This window comes from Proteus sp. G2675 (assembly GCF_963886535.1).
Lineage (GTDB): Bacteria > Pseudomonadota > Gammaproteobacteria > Enterobacterales > Enterobacteriaceae > Proteus > Proteus mirabilis.
The window spans coordinates 1-23,867 of the sequence record NZ_CAWPCB010000012.1; the positions used below are offsets into that span (position 1 = coordinate 1).

At 38.5% G+C, this 23,867-nt stretch carries 26 protein-coding genes; 14 read left to right on the forward strand and 12 right to left on the reverse strand.

What is annotated here, in order from left to right:
- Positions 1 to 122 precede the first annotated feature (122 nt).
- Complete coding sequence (rnt, locus tag AACQ49_RS02940; RefSeq protein WP_004243132.1) at positions 123 to 761, reverse strand: ribonuclease T; 639 nt, start codon at positions 759 to 761, stop codon at positions 123 to 125.
- Between the two features lie 94 nt (positions 762 to 855).
- Entirely contained in the window at positions 856 to 1,263 is a 408-nt protein-coding gene (gloA, locus tag AACQ49_RS02945; protein ID WP_012367981.1) for a lactoylglutathione lyase, read from the reverse strand.
- A 180-nt stretch (positions 1,264 to 1,443) separates the two neighbouring features.
- Between gloA and AACQ49_RS02950 the strand changes: the two genes are divergently transcribed.
- Both AACQ49_RS02950 and slyA read left to right on the forward strand, forming a co-directional pair.
- Complete coding sequence (locus AACQ49_RS02950; RefSeq protein ID WP_004243130.1) at positions 1,444 to 1,683, forward strand: DUF1289 domain-containing protein; 240 nt, start codon at positions 1,444 to 1,446, stop codon at positions 1,681 to 1,683.
- Between the two features lie 462 nt (positions 1,684 to 2,145).
- On the forward strand, positions 2,146 to 2,574 hold the full coding sequence (gene slyA, locus AACQ49_RS02955) for a transcriptional regulator SlyA (protein WP_004243123.1): 429 nt from the start codon (positions 2,146 to 2,148) through the stop codon (positions 2,572 to 2,574).
- A gap of 344 nt (positions 2,575 to 2,918) precedes the next feature.
- On the opposite strand, the gene AACQ49_RS02960 is transcribed toward slyA, so the two are convergent.
- Complete coding sequence (locus AACQ49_RS02960) at positions 2,919 to 3,386, reverse strand: outer membrane lipoprotein (RefSeq protein ID WP_004243121.1); 468 nt, start codon at positions 3,384 to 3,386, stop codon at positions 2,919 to 2,921.
- 220 nt (positions 3,387 to 3,606) lie between these two features.
- Here AACQ49_RS02960 and anmK point away from each other — a divergent pair, with 220 nt between their 5' ends.
- The 4 genes from anmK to pdxY all read left to right on the forward strand — a co-directional run bounded on the left by anmK (position 3,607) and on the right by pdxY (position 7,811).
- Positions 3,607 to 4,719 (forward strand): anhydro-N-acetylmuramic acid kinase, encoded by a 1,113-nt coding sequence (anmK, locus tag AACQ49_RS02965; protein WP_004243120.1) that lies wholly within the window; start codon positions 3,607 to 3,609, stop codon positions 4,717 to 4,719.
- A gap of 43 nt (positions 4,720 to 4,762) precedes the next feature.
- Positions 4,763 to 5,416, forward strand: a complete 654-nt coding sequence (gene pdxH, locus AACQ49_RS02970; protein ID WP_004243118.1) for a pyridoxamine 5'-phosphate oxidase — start codon at positions 4,763 to 4,765, stop codon at positions 5,414 to 5,416.
- A 130-nt stretch (positions 5,417 to 5,546) separates the two neighbouring features.
- Positions 5,547 to 6,821 (forward strand): tyrosine--tRNA ligase, encoded by a 1,275-nt coding sequence (gene tyrS / locus AACQ49_RS02975; RefSeq protein WP_004248155.1) that lies wholly within the window; start codon positions 5,547 to 5,549, stop codon positions 6,819 to 6,821.
- A 120-nt stretch (positions 6,822 to 6,941) separates the two neighbouring features.
- Positions 6,942 to 7,811 carry a pyridoxal kinase PdxY gene (gene pdxY, locus AACQ49_RS02980; RefSeq protein ID WP_004248153.1) on the forward strand — a complete coding sequence of 290 codons (870 nt, stop codon included), beginning with the start codon at positions 6,942 to 6,944 and terminating at the stop codon, positions 7,809 to 7,811.
- 77 nt (positions 7,812 to 7,888) lie between these two features.
- Here pdxY and gstA read toward each other — a convergent pair whose 3' ends face one another.
- From gstA to pspF, 8 genes are all read right to left on the reverse strand, one after another.
- On the reverse strand, positions 7,889 to 8,500 hold the full coding sequence (gene gstA, locus AACQ49_RS02985) for a glutathione transferase GstA (protein WP_004248152.1): 612 nt from the start codon (positions 8,498 to 8,500) through the stop codon (positions 7,889 to 7,891).
- A gap of 218 nt (positions 8,501 to 8,718) precedes the next feature.
- Positions 8,719 to 9,507 carry an enoyl-ACP reductase FabI gene (gene fabI, locus AACQ49_RS02990; RefSeq protein ID WP_012367980.1) on the reverse strand — a complete coding sequence of 263 codons (789 nt, stop codon included), beginning with the start codon at positions 9,505 to 9,507 and terminating at the stop codon, positions 8,719 to 8,721.
- Positions 9,508 to 9,715: 208 nt separating this feature from the next.
- On the reverse strand, positions 9,716 to 10,525 hold the full coding sequence (gene sapF, locus AACQ49_RS02995) for a putrescine export ABC transporter ATP-binding protein SapF (RefSeq protein WP_004243110.1): 810 nt from the start codon (positions 10,523 to 10,525) through the stop codon (positions 9,716 to 9,718).
- Positions 10,515 to 11,516: a putrescine export ABC transporter ATP-binding protein SapD gene (sapD, locus tag AACQ49_RS03000; RefSeq protein ID WP_004248150.1), complete on the reverse strand. Its 1,002-nt coding sequence runs from the start codon at positions 11,514 to 11,516 to the stop codon at positions 10,515 to 10,517. Before sapD ends, sapF begins: the two co-directional genes overlap by 11 nt.
- Positions 11,516 to 12,409, reverse strand: a complete 894-nt coding sequence (gene sapC, locus AACQ49_RS03005) for a putrescine export ABC transporter permease SapC (RefSeq protein WP_004243108.1) — start codon at positions 12,407 to 12,409, stop codon at positions 11,516 to 11,518. Before sapC ends, sapD begins: the two co-directional genes overlap by 1 nt.
- Positions 12,396 to 13,361, reverse strand: coding sequence for a putrescine export ABC transporter permease SapB (gene sapB / locus AACQ49_RS03010; protein ID WP_017628082.1), 966 nt, complete (start codon positions 13,359 to 13,361; stop codon positions 12,396 to 12,398). Before sapB ends, sapC begins: the two co-directional genes overlap by 14 nt.
- Positions 13,358 to 15,049, reverse strand: a complete 1,692-nt coding sequence (gene sapA, locus AACQ49_RS03015) for an ABC transporter substrate-binding protein SapA (RefSeq protein WP_004243105.1) — start codon at positions 15,047 to 15,049, stop codon at positions 13,358 to 13,360. The genes sapB and sapA overlap by 4 nt, the downstream gene beginning before the upstream one ends.
- A gap of 278 nt (positions 15,050 to 15,327) precedes the next feature.
- Complete coding sequence (pspF, locus tag AACQ49_RS03020) at positions 15,328 to 16,332, reverse strand: phage shock protein operon transcriptional activator (RefSeq protein WP_161778810.1); 1,005 nt, start codon at positions 16,330 to 16,332, stop codon at positions 15,328 to 15,330.
- Between the two features lie 216 nt (positions 16,333 to 16,548).
- Between pspF and pspA the strand changes: the two genes are divergently transcribed.
- The 8 genes from pspA (at position 16,549) to tyrR (ending at position 23,189) form a co-directional block, all read left to right on the forward strand.
- Positions 16,549 to 17,217 (forward strand): phage shock protein PspA, encoded by a 669-nt coding sequence (gene pspA, locus AACQ49_RS03025; protein WP_017628083.1) that lies wholly within the window; start codon positions 16,549 to 16,551, stop codon positions 17,215 to 17,217.
- Between the two features lie 36 nt (positions 17,218 to 17,253).
- On the forward strand, positions 17,254 to 17,484 hold the full coding sequence (gene pspB / locus AACQ49_RS03030; protein ID WP_004243100.1) for an envelope stress response membrane protein PspB: 231 nt from the start codon (positions 17,254 to 17,256) through the stop codon (positions 17,482 to 17,484).
- Positions 17,484 to 17,840 carry an envelope stress response membrane protein PspC gene (gene pspC, locus AACQ49_RS03035; RefSeq protein WP_004243099.1) on the forward strand — a complete coding sequence of 119 codons (357 nt, stop codon included), beginning with the start codon at positions 17,484 to 17,486 and terminating at the stop codon, positions 17,838 to 17,840. The genes pspB and pspC overlap by 1 nt, the downstream gene beginning before the upstream one ends.
- An 84-nt stretch (positions 17,841 to 17,924) precedes the next feature.
- Positions 17,925 to 18,182, forward strand: coding sequence for a phage shock protein PspD (pspD, locus tag AACQ49_RS03040; protein WP_004243098.1), 258 nt, complete (start codon positions 17,925 to 17,927; stop codon positions 18,180 to 18,182).
- Positions 18,163 to 19,557 (forward strand): YcjX family protein, encoded by a 1,395-nt coding sequence (locus AACQ49_RS03045; RefSeq protein ID WP_004243096.1) that lies wholly within the window; start codon positions 18,163 to 18,165, stop codon positions 19,555 to 19,557. Before pspD ends, AACQ49_RS03045 begins: the two co-directional genes overlap by 20 nt.
- Entirely contained in the window at positions 19,554 to 20,600 is a 1,047-nt protein-coding gene (locus AACQ49_RS03050; protein WP_004243095.1) for a YcjF family protein, read from the forward strand. Before AACQ49_RS03045 ends, AACQ49_RS03050 begins: the two co-directional genes overlap by 4 nt.
- A gap of 464 nt (positions 20,601 to 21,064) precedes the next feature.
- The gene (locus tag AACQ49_RS03055) at positions 21,065 to 21,487 is read left to right on the forward strand and encodes a hypothetical protein (protein ID WP_004243094.1); all 423 of its coding nucleotides are present in this window, start codon (positions 21,065 to 21,067) and stop codon (positions 21,485 to 21,487) included.
- Between the two features lie 136 nt (positions 21,488 to 21,623).
- A complete protein-coding gene (tyrR, locus tag AACQ49_RS03060; RefSeq protein ID WP_004243093.1) occupies positions 21,624 to 23,189 on the forward strand; it encodes a transcriptional regulator TyrR in 1,566 nt (521 codons plus the stop codon).
- Positions 23,190 to 23,288: 99 nt separating this feature from the next.
- On the opposite strand, the gene tpx is transcribed toward tyrR, so the two are convergent.
- Complete coding sequence (tpx, locus tag AACQ49_RS03065) at positions 23,289 to 23,792, reverse strand: thiol peroxidase (RefSeq protein ID WP_004243092.1); 504 nt, start codon at positions 23,790 to 23,792, stop codon at positions 23,289 to 23,291.
- Between the last annotated feature and the right edge of the window lie 75 nt (positions 23,793 to 23,867).

Consider the following 23,867-nt stretch of genomic DNA (forward strand, 5'->3'; position numbering starts at 1 on the left):
AGACCGCCCGTCGAAGCAGGAACCCGCCGAGGTGATTCAGACATCAGTCTGAACGCAGTAGGGCTCCACGTCCTTTAGGGCGTGGAGGATGTCAAATGGCACAGCCAAATAGATAAGTTTGATTAGGGCGTTGGTAGTGGCCAACCACCTAATTTTTTCCAGCGGTTAACTAATTCACAAAACAGTAATGATGTACGATTGGTATCGTATAAAGCCCCATGAGCGAGTTTACTATCAAAGGGGATACCTGCAGTAATACAGGCTTTCGCTAAAATAGTTTGTCCTAGTACTAAACCACTTAAAGCCGCAGTATCAAAAGTAGCAAAAGGGTGGAAAGGGTTACGCTTTAAACCTGCTCGCTCAGCTGCCGCCATAACAAAGCTATGATCAAAATTAGCATTATGAGCCACAATGATCGCACGGTTACAGTTGGCGTCTTTCATTCCTTTACGTACCATTTTAAAAATGGCGTGTAACGCTTCATATTCGCTGACAGCACCACGAAGAGGATTTGTAGGATCAATTCCGGTAAATTCTAACGCCGCTGGCTCTAAATTTGCGCCCTCAAAGGGGTCGACATGAAAATGCAATGTATTATCAGGTTTTAACCAACCTTGCTCATCCATTTTTAAAGTGATAGCAGCAATTTCAAGTAAGCCATCTGTTTTGGCATTAAATCCACCCGTTTCAACATCAATAACGACTGGATAGTAACCTCGAAAGCGGTTACATAATTCATTAGGGTTTATTTTATCAGGCATTAAACTGTACTTATCCGATGAAAATAGCACATCAGAAATTAATAATAATCAGGAACCAGAAAAGCAATACACGCCTTTCTGGTTTTACTAATATTTAGTTACCCAGTGCTTGACTGGCACTTTTGTTTTCGATTAATTCAATTTTATATCCATCAGGATCTTCTACAAAGGCGATAATTGTTGTACCACCTTTAACAGGGCCTGCTTCACGGGTAACGTTACCCCCCGCTTGACGGATAGCCTCACAAGTTGCAGCTACATCATCAACCCCTAATGCGACATGGCCAAATGCAGTCCCCATTTCGTAGCTAGTCACACCCCAGTTATAGGTTAATTCAATAACAGCACCGCTACTTTCATCACCATAGCCAACAAAAGCCAACGAGTATTTATATTCCTCATTCTCACTGGTGCGTAGAAGTTGCATACCTAAAACTTTGGTATAAAAATCGATAGAGCGTTGTAAATCGCCTACACGGATCATGGTATGAAGTACTCGCATATAAACCTCTCGTGTTTGTTAAATATGACACCCGACAGTATAAACTGATGGTGTTGTACTATAACGCGTTACAGCCCTATAGTTCAATTTACGCTTTACTCATCAGTATTGTAGTAAATGGGCAGATAATATCTCTTTTTACTATACTCTATAGTAACAAATAATTGGGGAGAATAATCAATGCAAGAACAATTAGAATTCTTCGATATCCCAAGCCCTTGCATTGGTCGATGTGAATCTAATTTACAAGGGTATTGCATTGGTTGTTACCGTAGTCGTCAAGAACGCTTTAGTTGGTCAACGATGAGTCAACAAGAAAAACGAAATGTATTGAGACTTTGTCGACAACGATATTTAAGAGCTCAACAAAAAACAGTGTCTGAAACAGAAAAAGAGAATGAACAGCTGGATTTATTTTAAATTTATTATTTATTTTTAAATTTTAAAATAAAACTAACGTTTTAATATAATTTAATTGGTTTATTGATTATATTTAGTTAGTTCATTTTATTTAATTTTTAAGGTAAATAATATTCATTGTAAATATTTGTTTTGTTAATGATTTTTAATTCCGTGAATTGTAAGGTTTTTTTGTTTTCTCGGCATTTCTTGTGAAATAATAATGATTATTATGTAAAAAAATATAGATTAGTTTTTATAACAAGGTTATTCTTTATAGAGATTCATTCGTGGCGATAAATATACATAATTGGATCTTAAAAATAATTTCCTATCTAATAAATAGGATTCTAATATTATAAAAATAAGATAAAGAGGTCGGCTCATCAATCAATAAATAATGTAATTTACAAAATAGTGTTTTTAAAGAACATATCTAAACTTTGTAAAAGCTGAAAGAAAAGCGAATTTAAGGAGGGATAAGTGGAATCAACATTAGGAGCTGATTTAGCGCGTTTAGTTCGATTATGGCGTGCCTTAATTGATCACCGACTCAAGCCATTAAAATTGACTCAAACTCATTGGGTAACGTTGTATAATATTAGTCAACTGCCTCCAGAACAATCTCAAATCCAGTTGGCTAAAGCAATTGGTATTGAACAACCATCATTAGTGAGAACTCTCGATCAGTTAGAAGAAAAAAAACTGATTTGTAGACATACTTGTTCAAGTGATCGCAGAGCAAAGCGTATAACGTTAACAAAAGAATCAGAACCTTTTATTTCAGAAGTTTATGCAGTTATTGAGAAGACACGTCAAGAAATATTAAGTGGTATAAAGAAGGAAGAAATAGACAACTTGATTTATCTTATTAAAAAGCTAGAGAAAAATATAATTAGATTACATGACTAATTAAATTGGGCTAATTTACAGCAATTTTATTTCTAATGGTTTTATTTGTAATAATTCTATTTATTATTTAATTTCAAAGGATTTATTATAATTCTACTAGAGGGTAGATAAGATGATTTTATCTATGAAGTCTATTGTTGATCTTATAATAAAAGCGTTATCAATTAATAATTGATGATAAAAGACGAGTGATTTTTATCATTAATTAAAGATAGATAATGCAATGTTTGAATTAATTAATAAGTTATAAAACTGGTTATTATAAGTAAAATAATTTCTATTAATAAAACAGGCAACTAGAATGGTTGCCTGTTTTGCTTATCACACATCTCAAGTAAATAAACTTAGCGTGGAGAAACGGTGAGATTATTGCCGTTACCAATCACAGCAACACGTTGACCTTGTCTATAGGCAGTATTGTCTGCTTTTTGTACGACAACCACGGTTTTACCGCTATCTAAACGTACTTCCAATTGCACACCCTTGGTTGTATTTAAAGCACCTTGTGCTTGTTGTCCAGCCATACCACCAGCAATAGCACCCGCTGCGGTTGCTAGGTTACGGCCTGTACCACCACCAATTGTATTACCTAATAAACCACCTAATACGGCACCACCGATAGCACCAAGAACATTTTCATCACTACCGGCTTGAATATTTACTGCACGTACTGAAACAATGGTGCCATAAGTTACGTTTTGTGCTTGTTTAGCTTGACTTGCCGTATAAGTATCACCTGATAAAGAGCTTGTATTTACACAACCAGCCAGCGTTGTCACAGCAAAAAGACCAACAAGTAAATGCTTAAACATAATTACTCCTAATGGAAATCTGATAATAATTTTTCAGATTATATTAATTTAATTTAATATCAGTTATAGCTTATTTTTTGCATATGTCGACACTGATTTTAATCGTATACCTCTTACTATATAGTAAAGAGCGCAAGTAAACACAGAAGAGATTTCCGAAAAAAAGAATATAACATTATATGTTAAAAAGTTGCATCATCTTGATTATAAGGAAAAGGGCATGAAAGCAGGGCGATACATTGGTGTGATGTCTGGTACAAGTTTAGATGGTGTTGATGTGGTGCTGGCAGCCATTAGTAATAAACTGGTTGCTCAACAAGCCAACCATTTTTTACCTTATCCTCAAACCTTGCGTCAACGCATTTTAGCCGTTTGCCAAGGCCAACCTGTGACGTTGCATGAGTTAGGCTTATTAGATGCGCAACTGGGTGAACTCTATGCAAAAGCTATTATGGAATTATTAGCGAAAGCGCGATTAAGTGCTGCTGATATCACGGCGATAGGATGTCATGGTCAAACAATTTGGCATGAGCCAGAAAGTGATATCCCGTTTACCATGCAAATTGGTGATAACAATAGAGTGGCTGCCTTGACAGGAATAACCACTGTCGGGGATTTTCGTCGTCGTGATATGGCATATGGTGGGCAAGGTGCACCATTGGTTCCTGCATTTCATCTTGCAGTATTAGGCCATCCTACAGAAAAACGCATTGTGTTAAATATTGGTGGTATTGCCAATATTTCGCTGCTATTACCTGGCGTTGCAGTGAAAGGATATGACACAGGCCCTGGCAATATGCTGTTAGACAGTTGGAACTGGGTTCATAATCAGACAGCCTATGATGATAATGGGCAATGGGCAGCAACTGGAAATGTGAATACCCAATTATTACAGGAAATGCTGGCAGATCCCTATTTTTCTCGTTCAGCGCCAAAAAGTACGGGACGAGAATATTTTAATACCCAATGGTTACATTATCATTTGGCTAAAGTACCCAATGTATTTCCAGAGGATGTACAGGCAACTTTAGTAGAGCTAACCGCTATCAGTATTGCACAGCAAGTACAACTCAATGGTGGATGTGAGCGTTTATTGGTGTGTGGTGGCGGGGCAAAAAACGGTCAAATTATGCATCGTCTTGCTAGTTTATTACCGGGTACAGAAGTCTCGTTAACGGACAAATATGGTCTTAGTGGCGATGATATGGAAGCATTAGCTTTTGCGTGGTTGGCCGCACGAACAATGGCAAATGAACCCGGCAATTTACCTTCTGTTACAGGGGCATCACGAGAAACAATTTTAGGGGCGATTTATCCTACAAATCCTCGATAAGCGTGATATGCTGAGCACAGTATCTCAAAAGAGAGAGTGAAAAATGACAGATCTGGATTTTATTGATGTTGCTGATCTTCGACGTGAATATATGAAAGGTGGATTACGCCGTCATGAATTAACCGAACAGCCATTAGTTTTATTTGAAAAATGGCTTAAGCAAGCTTGTGAAGCTCGCTTAAGTGATCCTACTGCCATGTGTGTGGCAACCGTTGATGAAAATGGACAACCTTATCAACGTATTGTGCTGTTAAAGCACTTTGATGAAAAAGGTTTAGTTTTTTATACCAACTTAGGTAGCCGTAAAGCGAGTCATTTAGAACATAACCAAAGAGTCAGTTTACTCTTCCCTTGGTATCCTTTAGAGCGACAAGTCTGTTTTTTAGGGAAAGCTGAGAAACTTTCAGCATTTGAAGTCGTAAAATATTTCCATAGCCGCCCTAAAGATAGCCAAATAGCAGCTTGGGCATCAAAACAATCTTCTCGCATTTCTGCCCGTGGGGTGCTTGAAAGTAAGTTTTTGGAGTTAAAACAAAAATTTCAACATGGAGAAGTACCTCTACCCAGTTTCTGGGGAGGATATCGAGTCACTTTTGACTCTGTTGAATTTTGGCAAGGTAGAGAAAATCGTCTACACGATCGCTTTATATACCAAAAATCACCAGAAGGATGGTCTATTGAACGTTTAGCACCTTAATTGGGCTAATAAATTTGTATCAAAAAGGCTTTTTCTACTGGTACTTAATGTAGTGGCGCTTTATGCTATACCACTTGTGTTTCACTTATATTTTAAATAGACAAAAAACAATAAACCGATGGAGTCATTGATGTCTAGCAAGAACCTAATCACACAATTGCAGGAGCGTGGGCTTATCGCTCAGGTCACGGATGAGGCAGCTTTAGTGGAGCGTTTGGAGCAAGGTCCTATCGCTCTCTATTGTGGCTTCGATCCTACCGCTGATAGCCTGCACTTGGGGCATTTGGTTCCTTTGCTGTGTTTAAAACGATTCCAACTAGCCGGGCATAAGCCTGTGGCGTTGGTGGGTGGTGCAACGGGTCTTATTGGTGATCCTAGTTTTAAAGCCACCGAGCGCAAACTGAATACCCAAGATACTGTTCACGAGTGGGTAGAAAAAATTCGTAAACAAGTGTCACCTTTCTTAGATTTCGACCGTGGTGAAAACAGTGCGGAATTAGCAAACAACTATGACTGGTTTGGTCAAATGGATGTGCTAACCTTCCTGCGTGATATCGGTAAACACTTCTCTGTGAACCAAATGATCAACAAAGAAGCGGTTAAACAGCGTTTAAACCGTGACGATGTGGGGATCTCTTTTACTGAATTCGCTTATAATCTGTTACAAGCTTATGACTTTGCGTCATTAAACAAAAACCTCGGTGTCGAGTTACAAATTGGTGGCTCAGATCAGTGGGGTAACATTACTTCGGGTATTGATCTAACTCGCCGTTTCAACCAAAAACAAGTATTTGGTATGACAGTACCTTTAATTACCAAATCTGATGGTACTAAATTTGGTAAAACAGAAGGTGGTGCTGTTTGGTTAGATCCGAAGAAAACGAGCCCATATAAATTCTACCAATTCTGGATCAATACCGCGGATGCGGATGTGTATCGCTTCTTAAAATTCTTCACTTTTATGAGCATTGAGGAGATTAATGCACTGGAAGAGGAAGATAAAAACAGCGGTCAAGCACCTCGCGCCCAACGTGTGTTAGCAGAACAAGTTACACGTTTAGTTCATGGTGAAGAAGGTTTAACTGCCGCTAAACGTATTACCGATAGCCTATTTTCAGGAGCTATTGCAGATTTAACGCAAGCTGATCTTGAACAATTAGCGCAAGATGGTATGCCAACTATTGAGTTAGAAAAAGGCAATGATTTACAACAAGCACTGGTCAATGCAGAATTAGTTCCTTCTCGTGGTCAAGCTCGTACAATGATTGGCTCTAACGCAGTATCTATTAATGGCGAAAAACAGGATAATCCTGAATACGTCTTTGAAGAAAAAGATTTCTTATTTGGTCATTATTCCATTTTACGTCGCGGTAAAAAACATTACTGCCTTGTTATCTGGAAATAATTGACAACAAAAGGGCAACAGTAGGTTGCCCTTTTTTGATAACAATAAATAAATGTGTATACCTCGCCTATGATAATAAAGCTTGGGTGTTGTGTGTATTCACAATAATCGGTTTATGTCATGAAAAATATACTCTCTATTCAATCTCATGTAGTTTTTGGTCACGCAGGTAATAGCGCAGCTGAATTTCCAATGCGCCGTATGGGGGTAAATGTTTGGCCTTTAAATACGGTTCAATTTTCCAACCACACACAATATCCAGAAAAATGGACGGGTTGTGTGATGTCGGCGGAGCATATCACTGAGATCGTTGATGGTATCGCTGCTATTGGTAAATTAGCACAGTGTGATGCGGTATTAAGTGGTTATCTTGGCTCGGCAGAGCAAGGCCGACGCATTGTTGATATTGTAAAAAAAGTCAAACAAGCTAATCCTAACGCATGGTACTTTTGTGATCCGGTTATGGGACATCCTGAAAAAGGTTGTATTGTGCCTCCAGAAGTTTCTGGCGTACTTTGTGAAGATGCCTTGCCCATCAGTGATATTATTGCACCCAACTTATTAGAACTTGAAACATTAGCTGGTGGAGCAACGCTGCATAATGTTGACCAATGTGTAAAAGCGGCCCGTCAATTATGCCAGCAAGGGCCTAAAATTGTATTAGTAAAACATTTATCACGAGCAGGCTTTCGTCATGATCGCTTTGAAATGTTACTGGTGACTGCAGATCACAGTTGGCACGTGAGCCGACCGCTGGTTGATTTTGGTGAACGTCAGCCTGTTGGTGTCGGGGATCTAACCAGTGGTTTAATGCTGGTGGATTTACTAAAAGGTGTTGAGCTAAAAACGGCATTAGAGCATGTTGCTGCTGCTGTTTATGAAGTGATGTTAAAAACTAAAGAGATGAATGAGTACGAGTTACAACTCGTCGCCGCTCAAGATCAAATGGTGCACCCAACCCATAACTTCTGTGCAACGCAGTTAGATTAATCATATTGTTAATATAAAGCGGAAGTCATTAATTTCCGCTTTTTATGTTTATTAATAAGACTTGCCTTTATAGCAACTTACTCTTTTATTAATCCTTCCGTGACTAGTGCACTATGCACATTAGGGCGTTGTGCAATGCGTGCTAGATAGTCTTGTAAATGGCTTAAGTCGGTTAAATCTAGCGCCACATGAGGTGCCCATTGACTTAACGTAAACAGATACGCGTCCGCCACAGTAAAGTGATCACCACAAACACATTTTTGTTTGCTTAGTACATCATTAATATAAACAAATTTACTTTTTAGTTTGTTTTTTACCACAGGGAGATAACTTTCAGGCGTATCAGATGAAAATAGAGGGCTGTAGCCTTTATGAACTTCACTGGCAAGAAAGTTTAGCCACTCAATTTGATGATAACGTTCTAATGCTTTTGGTGGGGCAATAAGATTTCTATCTGGCTTCAGATCGGCAAGATACTGCACAATAGCAACACCCTCCGTTAAAATATCACCATTATCTAATTGAAGAACCGGAACTTGCCCTTTAGGGTTGATGGCAAGAAAATCTTTCCCTGACTCTGTTTTTTTGGTGCGTAAATCAATGCGCTCAATAGAAAAGTCGAGACCCGTTTCACGTAGAACGATATGAGGAGAAAGCGAGCAACTACCCGGCGTGTAGTACAATTTCATCTTAAATAACTCCCTATCAATGAATGGTGATACCCGTGAAGATAAGAAATACCCTCACTAATATTAGATAATAAGGCGTTATAAGAATTTAGCAAACGCAAATCTGGCAAATAAAATAGGCTTTTGTAAATCTGTGAACAGTACAACTTATTCGTGAAAAAAGAAAACCTCGAAGAATTTCGAGGTTTTCAGAAAGAATACAATGAAATAAAGGGAAATTATTTCAATTCTAATTCATTCATTGCGGCAATGCTAAAACCACCGTCTACGTGAATGATTTCACCGGTGATCCCGCCAGATAAGTCAGAGCATAAGAAAGCTGCAGTATTACCCACATCTTCAGTAGTGACTGTGCGACGTAAAGGGGTGACGGATTCGCAATGATTTAACATTTTACGGAAATCTTTGATACCAGATGCCGCTAAGGTACGAATTGGACCTGCAGAGATACCGTTAACACGAATACCTTCAGGACCCATAGCATTTGCCATATAACGTACGTTTGCTTCTAGAGAAGCTTTAGCTAACCCCATAACATTATAGTTAGGAATTGCACGCTCAGCACCGAGGTAAGTCAGCGTTAATAATGCAGAGTTTGGATTTAACATTGCACGGCTTGCTTTTGCCATTGCAACAAAGCTATATGCACTGATGTCATGGGCAATTTTAAAGCCTTCACGAGTGACAGCGTTAACATAGTCGCCATCTAATTGGTCAGCAGGTGCGAAACCGATAGAGTGAACAAAACCATCATATTTAGGCCAAACTTTTGCTAGCTCTGCATACATTGCGTCAATGCTTTCATCTTTTGACACATCACACTCTAATACGATGTTAGAATTTAATGAGGCTGCAAACTCTTCAACGCGAGGTTTGAGTTTTTCATTCTGATAAGTAAAAGCCAGTTCAGCGCCTTGATCGTGCATGGCTTTGGCAATACCATAAGCAATTGATAATTTGCTCGCAACACCAGTAATCAGAATGCGTTTGCCGGTCATAAAGCCCATAGCTGTATCCTTGTTTGTTCGTAAATTGCGATAATAACATCATGCAGAATTTTATTTATCTGTTAGGTTATCACGCTTATTGTTAATAAATCGTGGCTGATTCTACCACGACATTTGTAAATTTGTTTAATTTCCCTTGCACCTCCGAGGAGTTGAAGGAAAAAGGTGAAATAATAAACAATTAATATGATGTTAATGCTGTTTAATATTAAGGTAAATCTTGTCGCCAAGCTTCTGCCGTAAGTGCTTCCCCAAAATGACTAGCCACTAATCGACGAGTCACTTCATGTAAAGGCGATGCCAACACCTCAGCGGTGTTACCACGCTCGACCACTTCGCCATTATCCATCACCATGACTTTATCACTAATATGCTTAGTCATTCCTAAATTTTGTGTCACATAGATATAGGCAATTTCATGTGTCTCTTGTAGCTCTAACATCAAATTAATAATTTGTGAACGTAAAGACATATCTAAAGAGGCAATAGCTTCATCCGCTATAATCACCTGTGGCTGTAAAATAAGAGCACGAGCTAAGGCGATCCGTTGGCGTTGTCCTGAGGCAAACATATGTGGATAGTAATTAGCATGTTCTGGTAATAGTCCTACTTGCCGCAAAGTTTGATAAATGCGTTTTTCTCGCTCTATGCCACTAAGTTCGGTATTAAGTCGTAATGGTAAATCTAATGTTTGCCCAATACGCTGACGTGGATTGAGTGAGTTTGTGGGATCTTGAAATATCATCCGAATGCGTTGACTACGATAAGAGTAATCGCCAAAACTTAATTGATGACCGTTTATAAAAATATCACCACCCGTTGGCTCTGTAACGCCGGATAACATTCTAGCTAATGTTGATTTACCTGAACCATTAGCGCCAATAATCGCCAGTGTTTGCTTCGGTTCAAGAGTGAAACTCACCGGTTTTACCGCTTTCAACTGCTGGCGATGAAATAATCCTGTACGGTAACGAAATGTTTTTGATAAGTTTTTGACTTCAAGTAATTTATCGAACATCTGTCGTCTCCACATTTAATGGGAAATGACAAGCCACCGCATGATTTTTAAATGCACGTAATCGAGGTGCTTCAATACATTGACGTTGTGCATAAGGACAACGGGGGCCTAATCGGCACCCAACAGGTAGGTGCTCTAAAGAGGGGATCGCACCGGGTAGCGTATTTAAACGGCTTTTATGAGGCAAAGAGTTAGTAAAATCAGGAATAGAGCGGATAAGGGCTTGTGTATAAGGATGATAGGGGGTAACCAATAGTTCCTCAGGTATGGCGGTTTCCACGGTCTGACCACAATACATGACCGTAATTTTACTGGCTAATTTACTCATCCACTGCAAATCATGGCTAATTAATAAAATAGTCATATTATTATTTTGATTTAAACGGGTGAGTAAACGAAATATTTGTGTTTGCGTTGCCGGCTCCATCGCATTAGTTGGTTCATCGGCAATCAGTAAACGGGGTTGGTTAGCAATGGCAATGGCTATCATCACTTTTTGGCATTCACCCTCGGTTAATTCATAAGGATAGCTGCGCATGATATCTTTATGATCTTTAATACCAACCCGATGAAGTAACTCAATTGCACGGCGTTTTCGCCAATGAAAACGTTGCCACCAGTGGCCTTTAAATGTCCAACCAGGGATTGCTTGAATAAGCTGATGCTCAATTTTGGTCGCCGGATCAAGACAAGATTGAGGCTCTTGGAAAATCATCGACACATTATGACCAATTACCCGACGACGTGCTCTTGGTGACAATTTAAGTAAATCAATATCATCGAACCGAAAGCGATCCGCAGTCACTTTAATATTATCTTTAGTCACGCCACAAATTGCCTTAGCGATCAAACTTTTTCCGGAGCCTGATTCACCGACTAAACCTCTCACCTCTCCCTCACTGAGGGTAATGGAAACGCGATCTACCGCTTTTACTGGGCCATCGGGCGTCATAAATTCAATAGTTAGGTTGCGTATGTCTAATAATGGCATTATTCCACCCCCTCATTAATGGCACGTTGTAAGCCATCCCCTAATAAATTGACAAGTAATACACTGATCATAATGGTGGCTCCGGGGATAAGGACTGTCCAAGGTGCAGCATAGATTAACTCTAGGGAATCGCCGAGCATCGCCCCCCATTCAGGTGAAGGTAATTGAGCGCCTAAATTCAGAAAACCCAATGCCGTGATATCTAATATTGCGATAGAAAAAGCTCGAGTTAATTCAGAAACCAATACTGGGGTAATATTCGGCAATACGGTATACCATAAAATAGATATATTTGATGCACCATCAAGACGAGAGGCAATAACGTACTCTTTATTTAATTCATCATTTACCGCTGAATAGATCATTCTCACTAAGCGGGGGAGTAGTGCTAGCCAAATTGCTATCATGGCGTGCTCTAAACTTGCCCCTACAAAAGCGACCACAATAATGGCTAATAAGAGTGATGGAATGGATAACAGTGTATCTAAAATATGATTTAACACTGCGGATTTTAGGCCGTGGGTCATTCCTGCAAGGCAACCCATAATTAACCCCATAAGTGTCGCCGCAAAGGTGACAATAAAAGCGCCACCAAAGGTCATACTCGTACCAATTAAAATACGGCTAAAGACATCGCGCCCTAAATCATCAGTACCAAAAAAGAAGGTGACATTACCGTTTTGATACCAAGAAGGTGGTGTTAATTGATGACCGAAGAATTGTTGGTCGAGTGCATAAGGCGCAATATAAGGACCAACAATACTTAATATTAACAGGAAGATAACACCATAAAAGCCCACCATGGAGAGAATATCTTTAGAAAAACATTGCCAAATCACCGCAGCTGGTGATGGTGTTTTTTTCTCTTTATAAAACTGGCTATCTAAAGGCATATCCCACCTTGTGTTTCATTGGATTACTCATCGCACCGACAATATCTGATAACACATTGACGATGATAACCATTGAACCAACAACCATAACACCGGCTGAAATAGCCGAATAGTCTTGTTGGCGAATGGCCGTTACTAGCCAACGGCCTAATCCTGGCCAGTTAAAAACAATTTCGGTCACCATCGTCAGTGTTAACATGGTAGAAAACTGTAAGCCTAATTTGGGAATAATAGGGGGTAATGCATTATGTAGAATATGACGGCGAATAATAGTAAAGCGCGATAAGCCACGGGTTGCCGCTGCTTTCACATAATTCTCAACCATGATCTCTTCTGTACTATTACGCATCAACCTAATGACTTCCGTAGTAGGAGCAATAGCTAGTGTAGTCACGGGTAGAATTAAATGTTGCAAAACGTTTATGATCATCTGTTGACGATAAGGCGAATCCGATAGCCAAGCATCAACGACTGCGATCCCCGTTATAGGCTGTAAGTTATACAGTAAATCAATACGGCCTGAAACAGGTAGCCAACCTAGCTTTAATGAAAAGAAAAGTGTCAGTAATAATGCAAGACCAAAGACCGGAACTGAAAAGCCCAAAAGTGCGAGATGACTAATAAAAGTATCTGCAGGTTTATTGCGCCATACACCCGCGATGATCCCCGCAGGAATGCCGATAAGCAGGGCAAAGATAAATGCCAGTGCACATAACTCCATAGTGGCAGGAAATGCTTCAATAAGTTGTGCTTTAATGGGTTCGCCATTAATTGAAGAAATTCCAAAATCAAAATGGAACATATTGTGGGTATAAAAAAAGTAGGCATCAAATAAAGAAGCACCACTTAACGGCCCATTGGGTGTGTAATAGCTGAGACTAAAACTCACCAGTGACAAGAAAAAGAGCGTCACAATTAATAACAGTAAGCGACGTATCGAGTAGATAATCATGGGTTTGTTGTAGCCTCTTGGTTGTGACTATCCTCATCAACTTCTGCTTCGCGATACACACCGGCAAAAGAAGCGTTACCAAATGTACTTAATACAAGTCCTTTAATATCATAACGATAAGCCTGCATACGTAAAGAATTAGCTAATGGTAAAACCGGTAACTCTTGCGCTAAAATATCTTGTGCTTGGTGATAATAGTCTATACGAGAGGCCAGTTGTTGGCTATAAAGCGCCTGTTGTAGCACATTATCAAATGCCGGTGAGCACCAATGACTTAAATTGGTTTGCGAACTAATAGCCGCACAACTAAATAATGGGCGGAAAAAACTATCGGGGTCGTTACTGTCTGTTGACCATCCTGATAAAGTCATATCATGAGTTCTATCCATCAAACTGGTTTCTTGATAGCGACCTTCTATAGGTCGAATATTCATTTGGATACCTACTTGGGCTAAATCAGCTTGAATTAACTCAGCCATTTTTAACGGGCTGGGATTATAAGATTGCGGAGCACTGGGGACCCAAAGGTTTAATTTAAGTCCTTCAAGTCCCAACTCTTTTAATATTTGCTTCGATTTTTCAGGATTATATTCGGTAATTTTAGCGCGATTATCATAAGCCCAAGAGGCACGAGGTAAAACCGATGCGGCTGTTTCAGCCGTACCGTAATAAATAGATCCCATTAGTCGTTCATTATTAATCGCATAAGCGATGGCTTGACGCACTTTTAGATCGTTAAACGGTGGCTTATTAGTATTAAACGCAAGATAAGCAATATTCATTCCTGAACGTAATGTAAGGCGTAAACGAGGATCATCACGTAAGACCTTTAATTGGCTTGCTGCAGGATAGGCCAATACATCACACTCTCCCGTTAAGAGTTTAGATATACGTCCAGTACCGCCTGCACCCGTGTCTATAACCACTTGTTGCATTTTGGGCTGACCTTTCCAGTATTGCTCATTTCTCAGTAATCGAACAAATTGGCCTGGCTGAAATTCATCAAGATAAAAAGGCCCTGAGCCTACAGGTTTCCAATCAAGTTGCGATTGATTACCCGATTTTTCAAGGTTACTGGCATATTCTTCTGAAAGGATAGGCGCATAATGGGTTGCTAAATGCCATAAAAAAGAAGCATCAGGAGATTTTAGATTAAATTCAACGGTGTATTTGCCTAACTTTTTAATTGATTTGATATTATCCGCCAAACTTAAACTATCAAAATAGGGGTATTTACCACCATTAACTTGATTATAAGGATTATTGGCAGAAAACATGCGCTCAAAACTAAAGATAACATCGTCTGCGGTGAGTTTACGTGTAGGCGTAAACCAAGGTGTTGTCTGGAATGACACATTTTTACGCAAATAAAAGCGATAAGTTGCGCCATTATCGAGAGATTCCCAACGTGCGGCAATTTCAGGGATCAAGCGATAGGTATAAGGGTCAACATCTAAAAGACGATCGTAAAGTTGCGCGGCTAGGGGATCAATAATTAATCCACTACTTGAAAGTTGAGGATTAAAGGTATTTACACTGCCATCAACACAATAGACAAAGCCATTTTGATGAATGTTTGTAGGCTCTTGCGCGACAGATAGCTCTGTAGCTTTGGTAGCTATCTCTGCCATACAAGTCATACTTATTGAAGCTAGTAGCATAGTACTAATAAGTAAAATAGGGCGCATAATTATGTCTTTTAGATAAACGATTTGGCTATTGTAACTTAAAAAACTGGCTAGCCCAAAATTGTCAAAAAAAACAAATTGAGAAAAATTCTCAATAAAAAGCTTTACAAACGCTAATGATAAAGATTATCATCCGTATTGTCCTTTGGCGATAGAGGTTTTTCGCACAAGGGCACGACATTGCTCACATTGCTTCCAGTATTATTTTACTAGCCAGCTCGGGTGCTGGCTTTTTTTTTGTCTGTATTTAATTCTGTCTTTGCTCATCTTATACAAAACTAGACCGACAATTTTATGTGATGTTTTTTTATTAATCCGCGTAATTGATCATAGCTCAATGCTAATTTTTCTGCCGCCATCTTCTGGTTATAACGACTCTCTTTCAATGCTTGCTCTAGTAAGTTTTTTTCTGTGCTATGTTGCCACTGGCGTAAATCTAGCGGTAATGGTGGTAATGAAAAGATCATCTCCTTTTGAGGCTGAGGTTGCTCAGCTATGGTTGAAGACAAAAAGCGCGCAAAAGGGTCGATAATAATATTATCCAGTTCACGCTCACTGGTGCCATGGCGATAAACAGAACGTTCAACCACATTTTTTAGTTCGCGAATATTCCCCGGCCAACGGTAATCTAAAAGAATTTGGCGGGCATTGTCACTAAAACCGGGGAAAAAGGGCAACCCTAACTCTTGGCACATAGCAATTGCAAAGTTTTCAGCCAGTAGCATAATATCGGCTTTACGCTCTCTTAAAGGGGGCAGGCGAATTACGTCAAAGGCCAATCTATCCAGTAAATCAGCACGAAATTTACCCTCGTCCGCCATTGCCGGTAGATCTGCGTTAGTGGCACAGATAAGGCGCACATCGACATGCAGCGATTGACTACCTCCCACTCGTTCTAAATGGCCATACTCAATAACGCGTAGCAACTTTTCTTGCACCAGCATCGGTGCAGTGGCTAGCTCATCAAGGAAAAGAGAGCCGCCATCGGCACGCTCAAAACGTCCTTGATGGCGGTTTTTCGCTCCGGTAAATGCCCCCGCTTCATGACCAAACAGCTCTGAATCAAGCAAATTATCGTTTAATGCCGAACAGTTAATGGAAATAAATGGTCCTTGCCACCAAGGTGATAAATAGTGTAATCGATGAGCGATAAGCTCTTTACCAGTACCACGTTCACCAATAATCAATACTGGTTTTTTGAGTTGAGCGAGGGCTGAGGTTTGTTCTAAAACATCGATAAAATGACTATCAACACCAATTATTGTCTCTAAATTCTCTTGCATTGGTTAAAATCACCATATTGAGGTATTTCTCACCAGTCTATCAGTAGTGTAAAAAATAGGCGAGGAAAAATAAAATGTTATTTATTAATGTGTTAAGTTATTTTGAAAAGTTGGCACGCAAATTGTATTAACTATAGCAACTGGGCGTTATTGTTAATAACGCTATTTAATCAACACTCAAGGCTATTATTTATCATAGCTATTAAGGATAACATCATGGGTATATTTTCACGTTTTGCTGATATTATTAATGCCAACATCGCTTCTTTGCTGGATAAAGCAGAAGATCCTGAAAAAATGATCCGCTTAATGATCCAAGAAATGGAAGACATGTTAGTTGAGATCAGAACAACTTCTGCACGTACGCTAGCAGAGAAAAAAAGCTTAGAGCGTCGTATTGAGCAAGCAGAAAAACAAATTAAAGATTGGCAAGATAAAGCGGAACTCGCGCTGATTAAAGATAAAGAAGATTTAGCACGTGCGGCGTTAATTGAAAAACAACGTGTTGCTTCAATGTGCGATACCTTAAAACACGAACTAATTATCATTGATGAAACATTAGATCGCCTCAAAGGTGAAATCAGTGAATTAGAAAATAAACTGACAGAAACGCGTGCTAAACAGCAATCATTAGTGGTTCGCCACCAAGCTGCAAACTCTTCACGTCAGGTTCGTCGTCAATTAGATAGCGGTAAAATGGATGCGGCAATGGCGCGCTTTGAACAATTTGAGCGTCGAATTGATCATATGGAAGGCGAAGCGCAAAGCTATGGATTAGGTAAAGAAAAATCATTAGAACAACAGTTTGCTGAGCTGAAAGCCGATGATGAAATTAGCGCGCAATTAGCGGCATTAAAAGCTAAAATCAATACTAATAAAGAGTAACAGCAAGCGTAATAACCATCTTATAAAGGATATGTAATGGGCTATATATTTCTGGGAATACCACTGACAATTTTTGTGTTATTTATTCTTCCTATTTGGTTATGGTTGCACTATAACAGCCAAAAAGGGGGAGGGAAGGTTCAGTTAACCCAACAAGAAATGCAGCGACTGAGCGCGCTGGTGGATAAAGCTCAGCAAATGCAGGAACGCATTAAGACATTAGAAGATATTCTTGATGCAGAACATCCTAACTGGAGGCAATCATAATGACGATGCAGAGCAAATCATTGTATCGCTTGCCACAAGAAGGCATGATCCGTGGCGTATGTGCTGGGCTTGCCCATTATTTTAATATTCCTGTGCTATTAGTCAGGGTTATTGCGGTGATTGCACTCTTTGCTGGTTTTTTTGGCTTAACCATTGTTGTTTATCTTGTTTTAAGTTTCTTTATGGAGCCTGCACCTGATAATTATAACCAACATCAGGAACAGCAAGAGGATTTAAAAGCTATTTTAAAAGAAGTGGATAGTCAATTAACAAAAGGTGAAAAACGTTTACAACAAATGGAACGTTATATTACTTCTTCGACTTATCAGCTCAATAAACGCTTTCAAGATTTATAATTTTCTTGCCACTTAATCTAATATGACGCTCCAATACTAGGAGCGTCTTTATTTGGATATAAACCATTTGCTTATTAAGGAGGAATGATGAATTCCACTTTGATACCGACAACCGTTAAAACAAATAAACTCACTAAATGGGCGAAAAAAGGGGTAACATTTGCTTTAATGTTATTAACTTTATTTGGGCCAGCCGCAATAACCGGCGGTATATTAAAACGTGTGAGTTATAAACCGTTACGTTGGTTGGTTCTATTGATAGCTGAGCCTATGATAAAAATGGGGCTAGATAAGTTATCGCGTCACGTGTCTTGGGAGAAACATGAAACGCTTACAAAATGAACTAACTGCACTGATTAATCGAGGCGTAGATAGGCATTTACGCCTCGCTGTTACAGGGTTAAGCCGCAGTGGTAAAACAGCCTTTATTACCTCTTTAGTCAATCAACTCACCAATGTACATAGTGGGGCGCGTTTACCTTTATTTTCTGCGGCACGCAACCAACAGTTATTAGGGGTTAAACGTATACCGCAACATAACTTAAGTATTCCACGCTTTACTTATGATGAAGCTATGGAGTCACTTTACCATACGCCTCCTAGCTGGCCTGTTCCCACTAAGGGTGTCAGTGAAATACGTTTGCAATTACGCTATCGCTCTCATGAGTCTTTAACGCGTTTTATAAAAGAGACTTCATCGCTCTATTTAGAAATTGTTGATTATCCCGGTGAATGGTTACTTGATTTACCTATGCTTGAGCAAGATTATTTTGAATGGTCTGAGCAGATGAATAGAGTTAATCAACAACGAACGGCACCTGTGCAACAGTGGCAGTCGTTAATAAAAAAATGTGATCCCTTTGCCCCTGCTGATGAAACGCTGTTAGCCGAGATCGCCGCAGCTTATACTGAATACTTATTAGCCTGTAAAAAACAGGGACTACATTTTATTCAACCGGGACGCTTTGTTTTACCGGGGGAATTATCCGGCGCGCCTGTTTTACAATTTTTCCCTTGGGCTGACTTAACGCAATACGATAGTGCTAAATTAAAAAATGCCGATAAAAAAACCAATATTGGTATGTTAAAAAAGCGCTATGAATATTATGGTCAACATATTGTAAAAGGATTTTATCGCGACCATTTTCAAGGGTTTGACAGACAAATTGTCTTAGTCGATTGCCTACAACCCCTAAATCAAGGTGCGGATGTTTTTAATGATATGAGACAAGCGCTCACACAATTAATGCGCAGCTTTCATTATGGCAAACGAACCTTATTAAGACGTTTATTCTCCCCCTGTATTGATAAACTGCTATTTGCAGCCACTAAGGCTGACCATATCACGCCAGATCAGCATGAAAATTTAGTCTCTTTGTTACAGCAACTTATTCAAGATGCGAAACAGAATGCTATTTTTGAAGGAATAAGCATTGATTGTATGGGGCTTGCTTCTATTGCTGCGACAGAAAGTGGCATTGTCGATCATCATGGTGAAAAAATCCCAGCCGTAAAAGGCTACCGACTAACGGATAATCAGCCGCTCGTTTATTTTCCAGGAGAAGTTCCTAAGAGATTGCCTGAAAAGGCATTTTGGCAAAAGCAAGGATTTAGTTTTGAATCTTTCCGGCCTCAACAAATATCGAGAGACAGTGCCGTTCCCCATATTCGTATGGATAGTGCCTTGGAGTTTTTATTAGGGGATAAACTAAAATGAATGAGCCATTAAAATCACGTATTGATTTTAAACAATCAACCTTACAAAACGAAGAAATCAGCTTAAAAAAAGGGCTTGATTTCAATCAAGATGAACAATTTGTTCCCTACAATCCGCAATTAGAGGCACAGGAAAATGAAGGGCGTTTAGAAGGTGAGATCCAATCGGCCCTAAAGCCTAGAAAAAGTTTATGGAAACGCTTAATAACAGTGGCGAGTACTATTTTAGGTGTTAGTGTTATTGCTCAAGCGGGACAGTGGATCTATCAATCATGGATAAATTCTGATTGGATTGCTTTAGGTGCAGCCAGTGCGGGAGGATTAATTGTTATTGCGGGTATGGGATCGGTAATTACTGAGTGGCGTCGTATTTATCGTTTACGCCAACGGGCTGACGAGCGTGATAAAGCGAGAGAATTACTCTATAGTCATGCAATAGGGAATGGTCGCCCTTTTTGTGAAGATTTAGCCAAACAAGCAGGTATTAATTCACAACATCCTGCTTATATTCGTTGGCAAAGTACATTACATGATACGCATAACGATAGAGAAATTTTAGAATTATATAGCCAATTAGTACAACCGATTTTAGATAAGCAAGCACGGGCTGAAATTAGTCGTTCTGCAGCGGAATCAACCCTTATGATTGCAGTAAGTCCATTAGCAATGGTGGATATGGCGTTTATTGGTTGGAGAAATATTCGGTTAATTAATCGTATTGCACAAATATATGGTATTGAACTTGGTTACTATAGCCGACTAAAGCTATTTCGCTTGGTACTCGTCAATATTGCGTTTGCTGGGGCGACTGAATTAGTGAGAGAAGTGGGAATGGATTGGCTTTCACAAGATTTGGCTGCTCGGTTATCCACGCGTGCTGCTCAAGGTATTGGCGCTGGATTATTAACTGCCCGATTGGGAATTAAAGCAATGGAGTTATGCCGTCCATTACCCTGGATTGATAATAAGCCTAAATTGAGTGACTTTAGAAAAGAGCTTATCGGTCAATTAAAAAATACATTAGGTAATAAGAAGAAAGAGTGAGTTGCCTATCAATATATTCTTTAATTCAATATAAATTGAATAGCCTCAACAATAAGTATTATTGTTGAGGCTTTTTTATCGCTAAATTAATTGTTAGTGTATATAAAAGTGATGTGTGCATGAGTGCAAGGGAATAATTTATTTCTATCAAAAAATATACATTTTATTGTTGTAAAGTTAGTTGGTATTACATTGGTAAAAAAATAGTTATAAGTAAAGATTAATAGCTTTAAGATGCTTGGTTAACTCATTGTATTTATTTATTTTTATTTCTTTTTTAACATTTGGCTAACGTTTTTTTCTTTTTTTGATAGTAAAGCTTATTTACTTTAGTATGATAAATAGCGTCAACATAATATAAATGTATAACTGCGATGATGTTTAATATTAAATTATTAGCTGGTTAGTATTTTATATAATAGTGTTTTTATATTAGTTTATATCTAAAGTACGAGGAAAGAAAAATGAAGATTGAAACAATAAAAAAACTTTCAAAACAAAGACGCAAGTTTTATATTGGTTCTTCTTTGAATATTACTCATATTAACCGTCAATTGGCCTTTTTAACGCCTATTTTGGATGATGCAATTGATAAAATAAAATATGCACAACAAAAGCAAGCTCTATTATCACCAATTAAAGAAACGGCACAGATCTTTGAGTATGTAAAAAACAATAATAAAAAGAAAGCAGCGATATATGCACTAGATTATCTCATTTTTTGTTTTTCTCATGGTTGTTGTACAATCAAAAAATTTATAAGAAGAGAACTTATGTTTTTATTGGAAAGGATCAAGCATTTTATCGCTTATGAGTTAAAAGAGATCATTCAACCTTCAACATTTTTCTGTTTTAATTTTTTAAAAGCGTTAAAAAAGCATTTATAATCAAAATATCACCTCTTTTGTGTAAAAATAAATGCTAATAGTGTCAACTTTTGCTGACAAAGCCCTTTATTTAATTGATATTAATGTATAATATCAGCAATTAGTTCAGGGGCACTCAGTATTAAGAAGGTTTAAAATGCGCTTAGAAGTTACCTGTAAAGATCGCATCGGGTTAACCCGCGAATTACTCGATCTGCTTGTATTAAAAAATATCGATTTGCGTGGAATTGAAATCTTTCCTATTGGTCTTATTTATCTAAATTTTTCGCAAATCGATTTTAATATATTTCAACCTTTAATGGCTGAAATCAGAAGAATTGAGGGGGTTATCGATGTTCGTACTGTGGCTTTTATGCCATCAGAGCAAGAGCATCGAGCTATGTGGACACTATTAGAATCAGTACCTGTCCCTGTCTTTTCTATTAATACCAAAGGTCAAATTAAGTTATTAAACCCAGCTACACGGCATCTGTTTGAATTAGATGAAAATGATAAAAATGAAAAATCTTTTAACCAACTGATACCTAACTTTAATATCCATCGCTGGTTAGAACAAAAAGATCCTCATGCTGAAATTATCTCCATCAAATTAAAAAAACAACATTTTGATATGGAGATTGTGCCAATAAAACTGACTGATGATAATCAGTTTAATCATTGTGTTGGTGCGCTCATTTTATTGAAATATCGCGGAATAATTCATGAGCATCCGAAATTAATTGTTAATGATAATTCGGGGTTTGAACAAGTTATTGCTGTTAGCACCCCCATGAAACAATTAGTTGAACGCGCTAAAAAAATGGCAAAAATGGATGATCCTTTATTATTAGTGGGGGATACGGGGACGGGCAAAGATCTATTTGCTAAAGCTTGCCACTTATTAAGTCCTCGAGCCAGAGAGCCATTTTTAGGCCTTAACTGTGCCTCTATGCCTGATGATGTGGTTGAAAGTGAGTTATTTGGTTATGCGGCAGGTGCATATCCTAATGCTATCGAAGGTAAAAAAGGCTTTTTTGAACAAGCCAATCGAGGCACTGTTTTGCTGGATGAAATTGGCGAAATGTCGCCACAAATGCAAATTAAACTCCTGCGTTTTTTAAATGATGGTACTTTCCGTCGTGTTGGGGAAGAGCACGAAGTTAAAGTTGATGTTCGAATAATTTGTGCAACACAAAAAAACTTATGGGAATTAGTACAAAAAGGGCTATTTAGGGAAGATCTCTACTATCGACTTAATGTATTGACATTAACTCTACCACCGCTACGGGAAAGAAAAGCGGATATCATGCCGTTAGCACTGCATTTTATTAATCAATATTGTTTAGAGCAGAAAGCATCAAAACCTGTTATTTCCCCTGATTTATCTGCTTATTTAGTACAATATGGCTGGCCTGGTAATGTTCGCCAATTAAGAAACACAATTTATCAAGCCATGGCTCAGTTAGTAGGCAATACATTGCGACCTCAAGATATCGCCTTGCCTGAGCATACTGCGGATACTTTATTTGATGAAGATTTGCTTGAAGGCTCGTTAGATGAAATGACTAAGCGATTTGAAGCTTCTATTTTAAGGCGTCTATATCGTGATTATCCAAGTACACGTAAACTGGCTAAACGTTTAGGTATTTCTCATACCGCGATCGCAAATAAATTACGTGAATATGATTTAACAAGTAAAAAAGCGGATAAAACAGAGAAATAATACTATATTACAATGTGTTAATGGTTTTTATTTAAACAAACGGGCTGTATTAGCCCGTTTGTTTTTTACATTACTCGGTATGAATAACGTTATTGTCAATTATTTTAGTACAGCTAATGCTGCGTCATAATTAGGTTCAGTGGTGATTTCATCAACTAATTGGGTGTAGATAACGTTGTTACTTTCATCAAGTACAATCACAGCACGGCTAGTTAATCCCGCTAAAGGACCTGACGTAATCGCGACACCGTAGTTTTCTTTAAATTCCGCACCACGCATTGTTGATAATGTGACAACATTATCTAAACCTTCAGCACCGCAAAAACGTGCTTGTGCAAAAGGTAAATCTGCTGAAATACACAGTACAACGGTATTATTTAATTCGTTGGCTACTTTATTAAATTGGCGAACACTCGCTGCACAAACACCAGTATCTACACTTGGGAAAATATTTAATACTTTACGTTTGCCGGCAAATTGCGCTAAAGAAACATCATTTAGATCTTTACCTACTAAAGAAAAATCGGCTGCTTTTTGGCCTACAGTGGGGAAATTTCCAGCTAAAGTCACCGCATTACCTTGTAAAGTCACTTGATGTGCCATTGTTGTTCTCCTTTGTTACTTATTGAACTAACCATTATTAATACTAAATTATTAACGATAATATTCGTTAATGCG

Bases quoted from the DNA above. Each gene is read 5' to 3' on its own strand.
- AACQ49_RS02960 (WP_004243121.1), bottom strand. From the start codon at position 3,386: ATGTTTAAGCATTTACTTGTTGGTCTTTTTGCTGTGACAACGCTGGCT.
- sapA (WP_004243105.1), bottom strand. From the start codon at position 15,049: ATGCGCCCTATTTTACTTATTAGTACTATGCTACTAGCTTCAATAAGT.
- pspC (WP_004243099.1), top strand. From the start codon at position 17,484: ATGACGATGCAGAGCAAATCATTGTATCGCTTGCCACAAGAAGGCATG.
- sapF (WP_004243110.1), bottom strand. From the start codon at position 10,525: ATGTTCGATAAATTACTTGAAGTCAAAAACTTATCAAAAACATTTCGT.
- sapD (WP_004248150.1), bottom strand. From the start codon at position 11,516: ATGCCATTATTAGACATACGCAACCTAACTATTGAATTTATGACGCCC.
- tyrS (WP_004248155.1), top strand. From the start codon at position 5,547: ATGTCTAGCAAGAACCTAATCACACAATTGCAGGAGCGTGGGCTTATC.
- anmK (WP_004243120.1), top strand. From the start codon at position 3,607: ATGAAAGCAGGGCGATACATTGGTGTGATGTCTGGTACAAGTTTAGAT.
- sapB (WP_017628082.1), bottom strand. From the start codon at position 13,361: ATGATTATCTACTCGATACGTCGCTTACTGTTATTAATTGTGACGCTC.
- AACQ49_RS03050 (WP_004243095.1), top strand. From the start codon at position 19,554: ATGAATGAGCCATTAAAATCACGTATTGATTTTAAACAATCAACCTTA.
- gloA (WP_012367981.1), bottom strand. From the start codon at position 1,263: ATGCGAGTACTTCATACCATGATCCGTGTAGGCGATTTACAACGCTCT.
- gstA (WP_004248152.1), bottom strand. From the start codon at position 8,500: ATGAAATTGTACTACACGCCGGGTAGTTGCTCGCTTTCTCCTCATATC.
- pdxY (WP_004248153.1), top strand. From the start codon at position 6,942: ATGAAAAATATACTCTCTATTCAATCTCATGTAGTTTTTGGTCACGCA.
- rnt (WP_004243132.1), bottom strand. From the start codon at position 761: ATGCCTGATAAAATAAACCCTAATGAATTATGTAACCGCTTTCGAGGT.
- tyrR (WP_004243093.1), top strand. From the start codon at position 21,624: ATGCGCTTAGAAGTTACCTGTAAAGATCGCATCGGGTTAACCCGCGAA.
- sapC (WP_004243108.1), bottom strand. From the start codon at position 12,409: ATGCCTTTAGATAGCCAGTTTTATAAAGAGAAAAAAACACCATCACCA.
- AACQ49_RS03045 (WP_004243096.1), top strand. From the start codon at position 18,163: ATGAAACGCTTACAAAATGAACTAACTGCACTGATTAATCGAGGCGTA.
- pspA (WP_017628083.1), top strand. From the start codon at position 16,549: ATGGGTATATTTTCACGTTTTGCTGATATTATTAATGCCAACATCGCT.
- pspB (WP_004243100.1), top strand. From the start codon at position 17,254: ATGGGCTATATATTTCTGGGAATACCACTGACAATTTTTGTGTTATTT.
- tpx (WP_004243092.1), bottom strand. From the start codon at position 23,792: ATGGCACATCAAGTGACTTTACAAGGTAATGCGGTGACTTTAGCTGGA.
- AACQ49_RS02950 (WP_004243130.1), top strand. From the start codon at position 1,444: ATGCAAGAACAATTAGAATTCTTCGATATCCCAAGCCCTTGCATTGGT.
- pspD (WP_004243098.1), top strand. From the start codon at position 17,925: ATGATGAATTCCACTTTGATACCGACAACCGTTAAAACAAATAAACTC.
- pdxH (WP_004243118.1), top strand. From the start codon at position 4,763: ATGACAGATCTGGATTTTATTGATGTTGCTGATCTTCGACGTGAATAT.
- fabI (WP_012367980.1), bottom strand. From the start codon at position 9,507: ATGGGCTTTATGACCGGCAAACGCATTCTGATTACTGGTGTTGCGAGC.
- pspF (WP_161778810.1), bottom strand. From the start codon at position 16,332: ATGCAAGAGAATTTAGAGACAATAATTGGTGTTGATAGTCATTTTATC.
- AACQ49_RS03055 (WP_004243094.1), top strand. From the start codon at position 21,065: ATGAAGATTGAAACAATAAAAAAACTTTCAAAACAAAGACGCAAGTTT.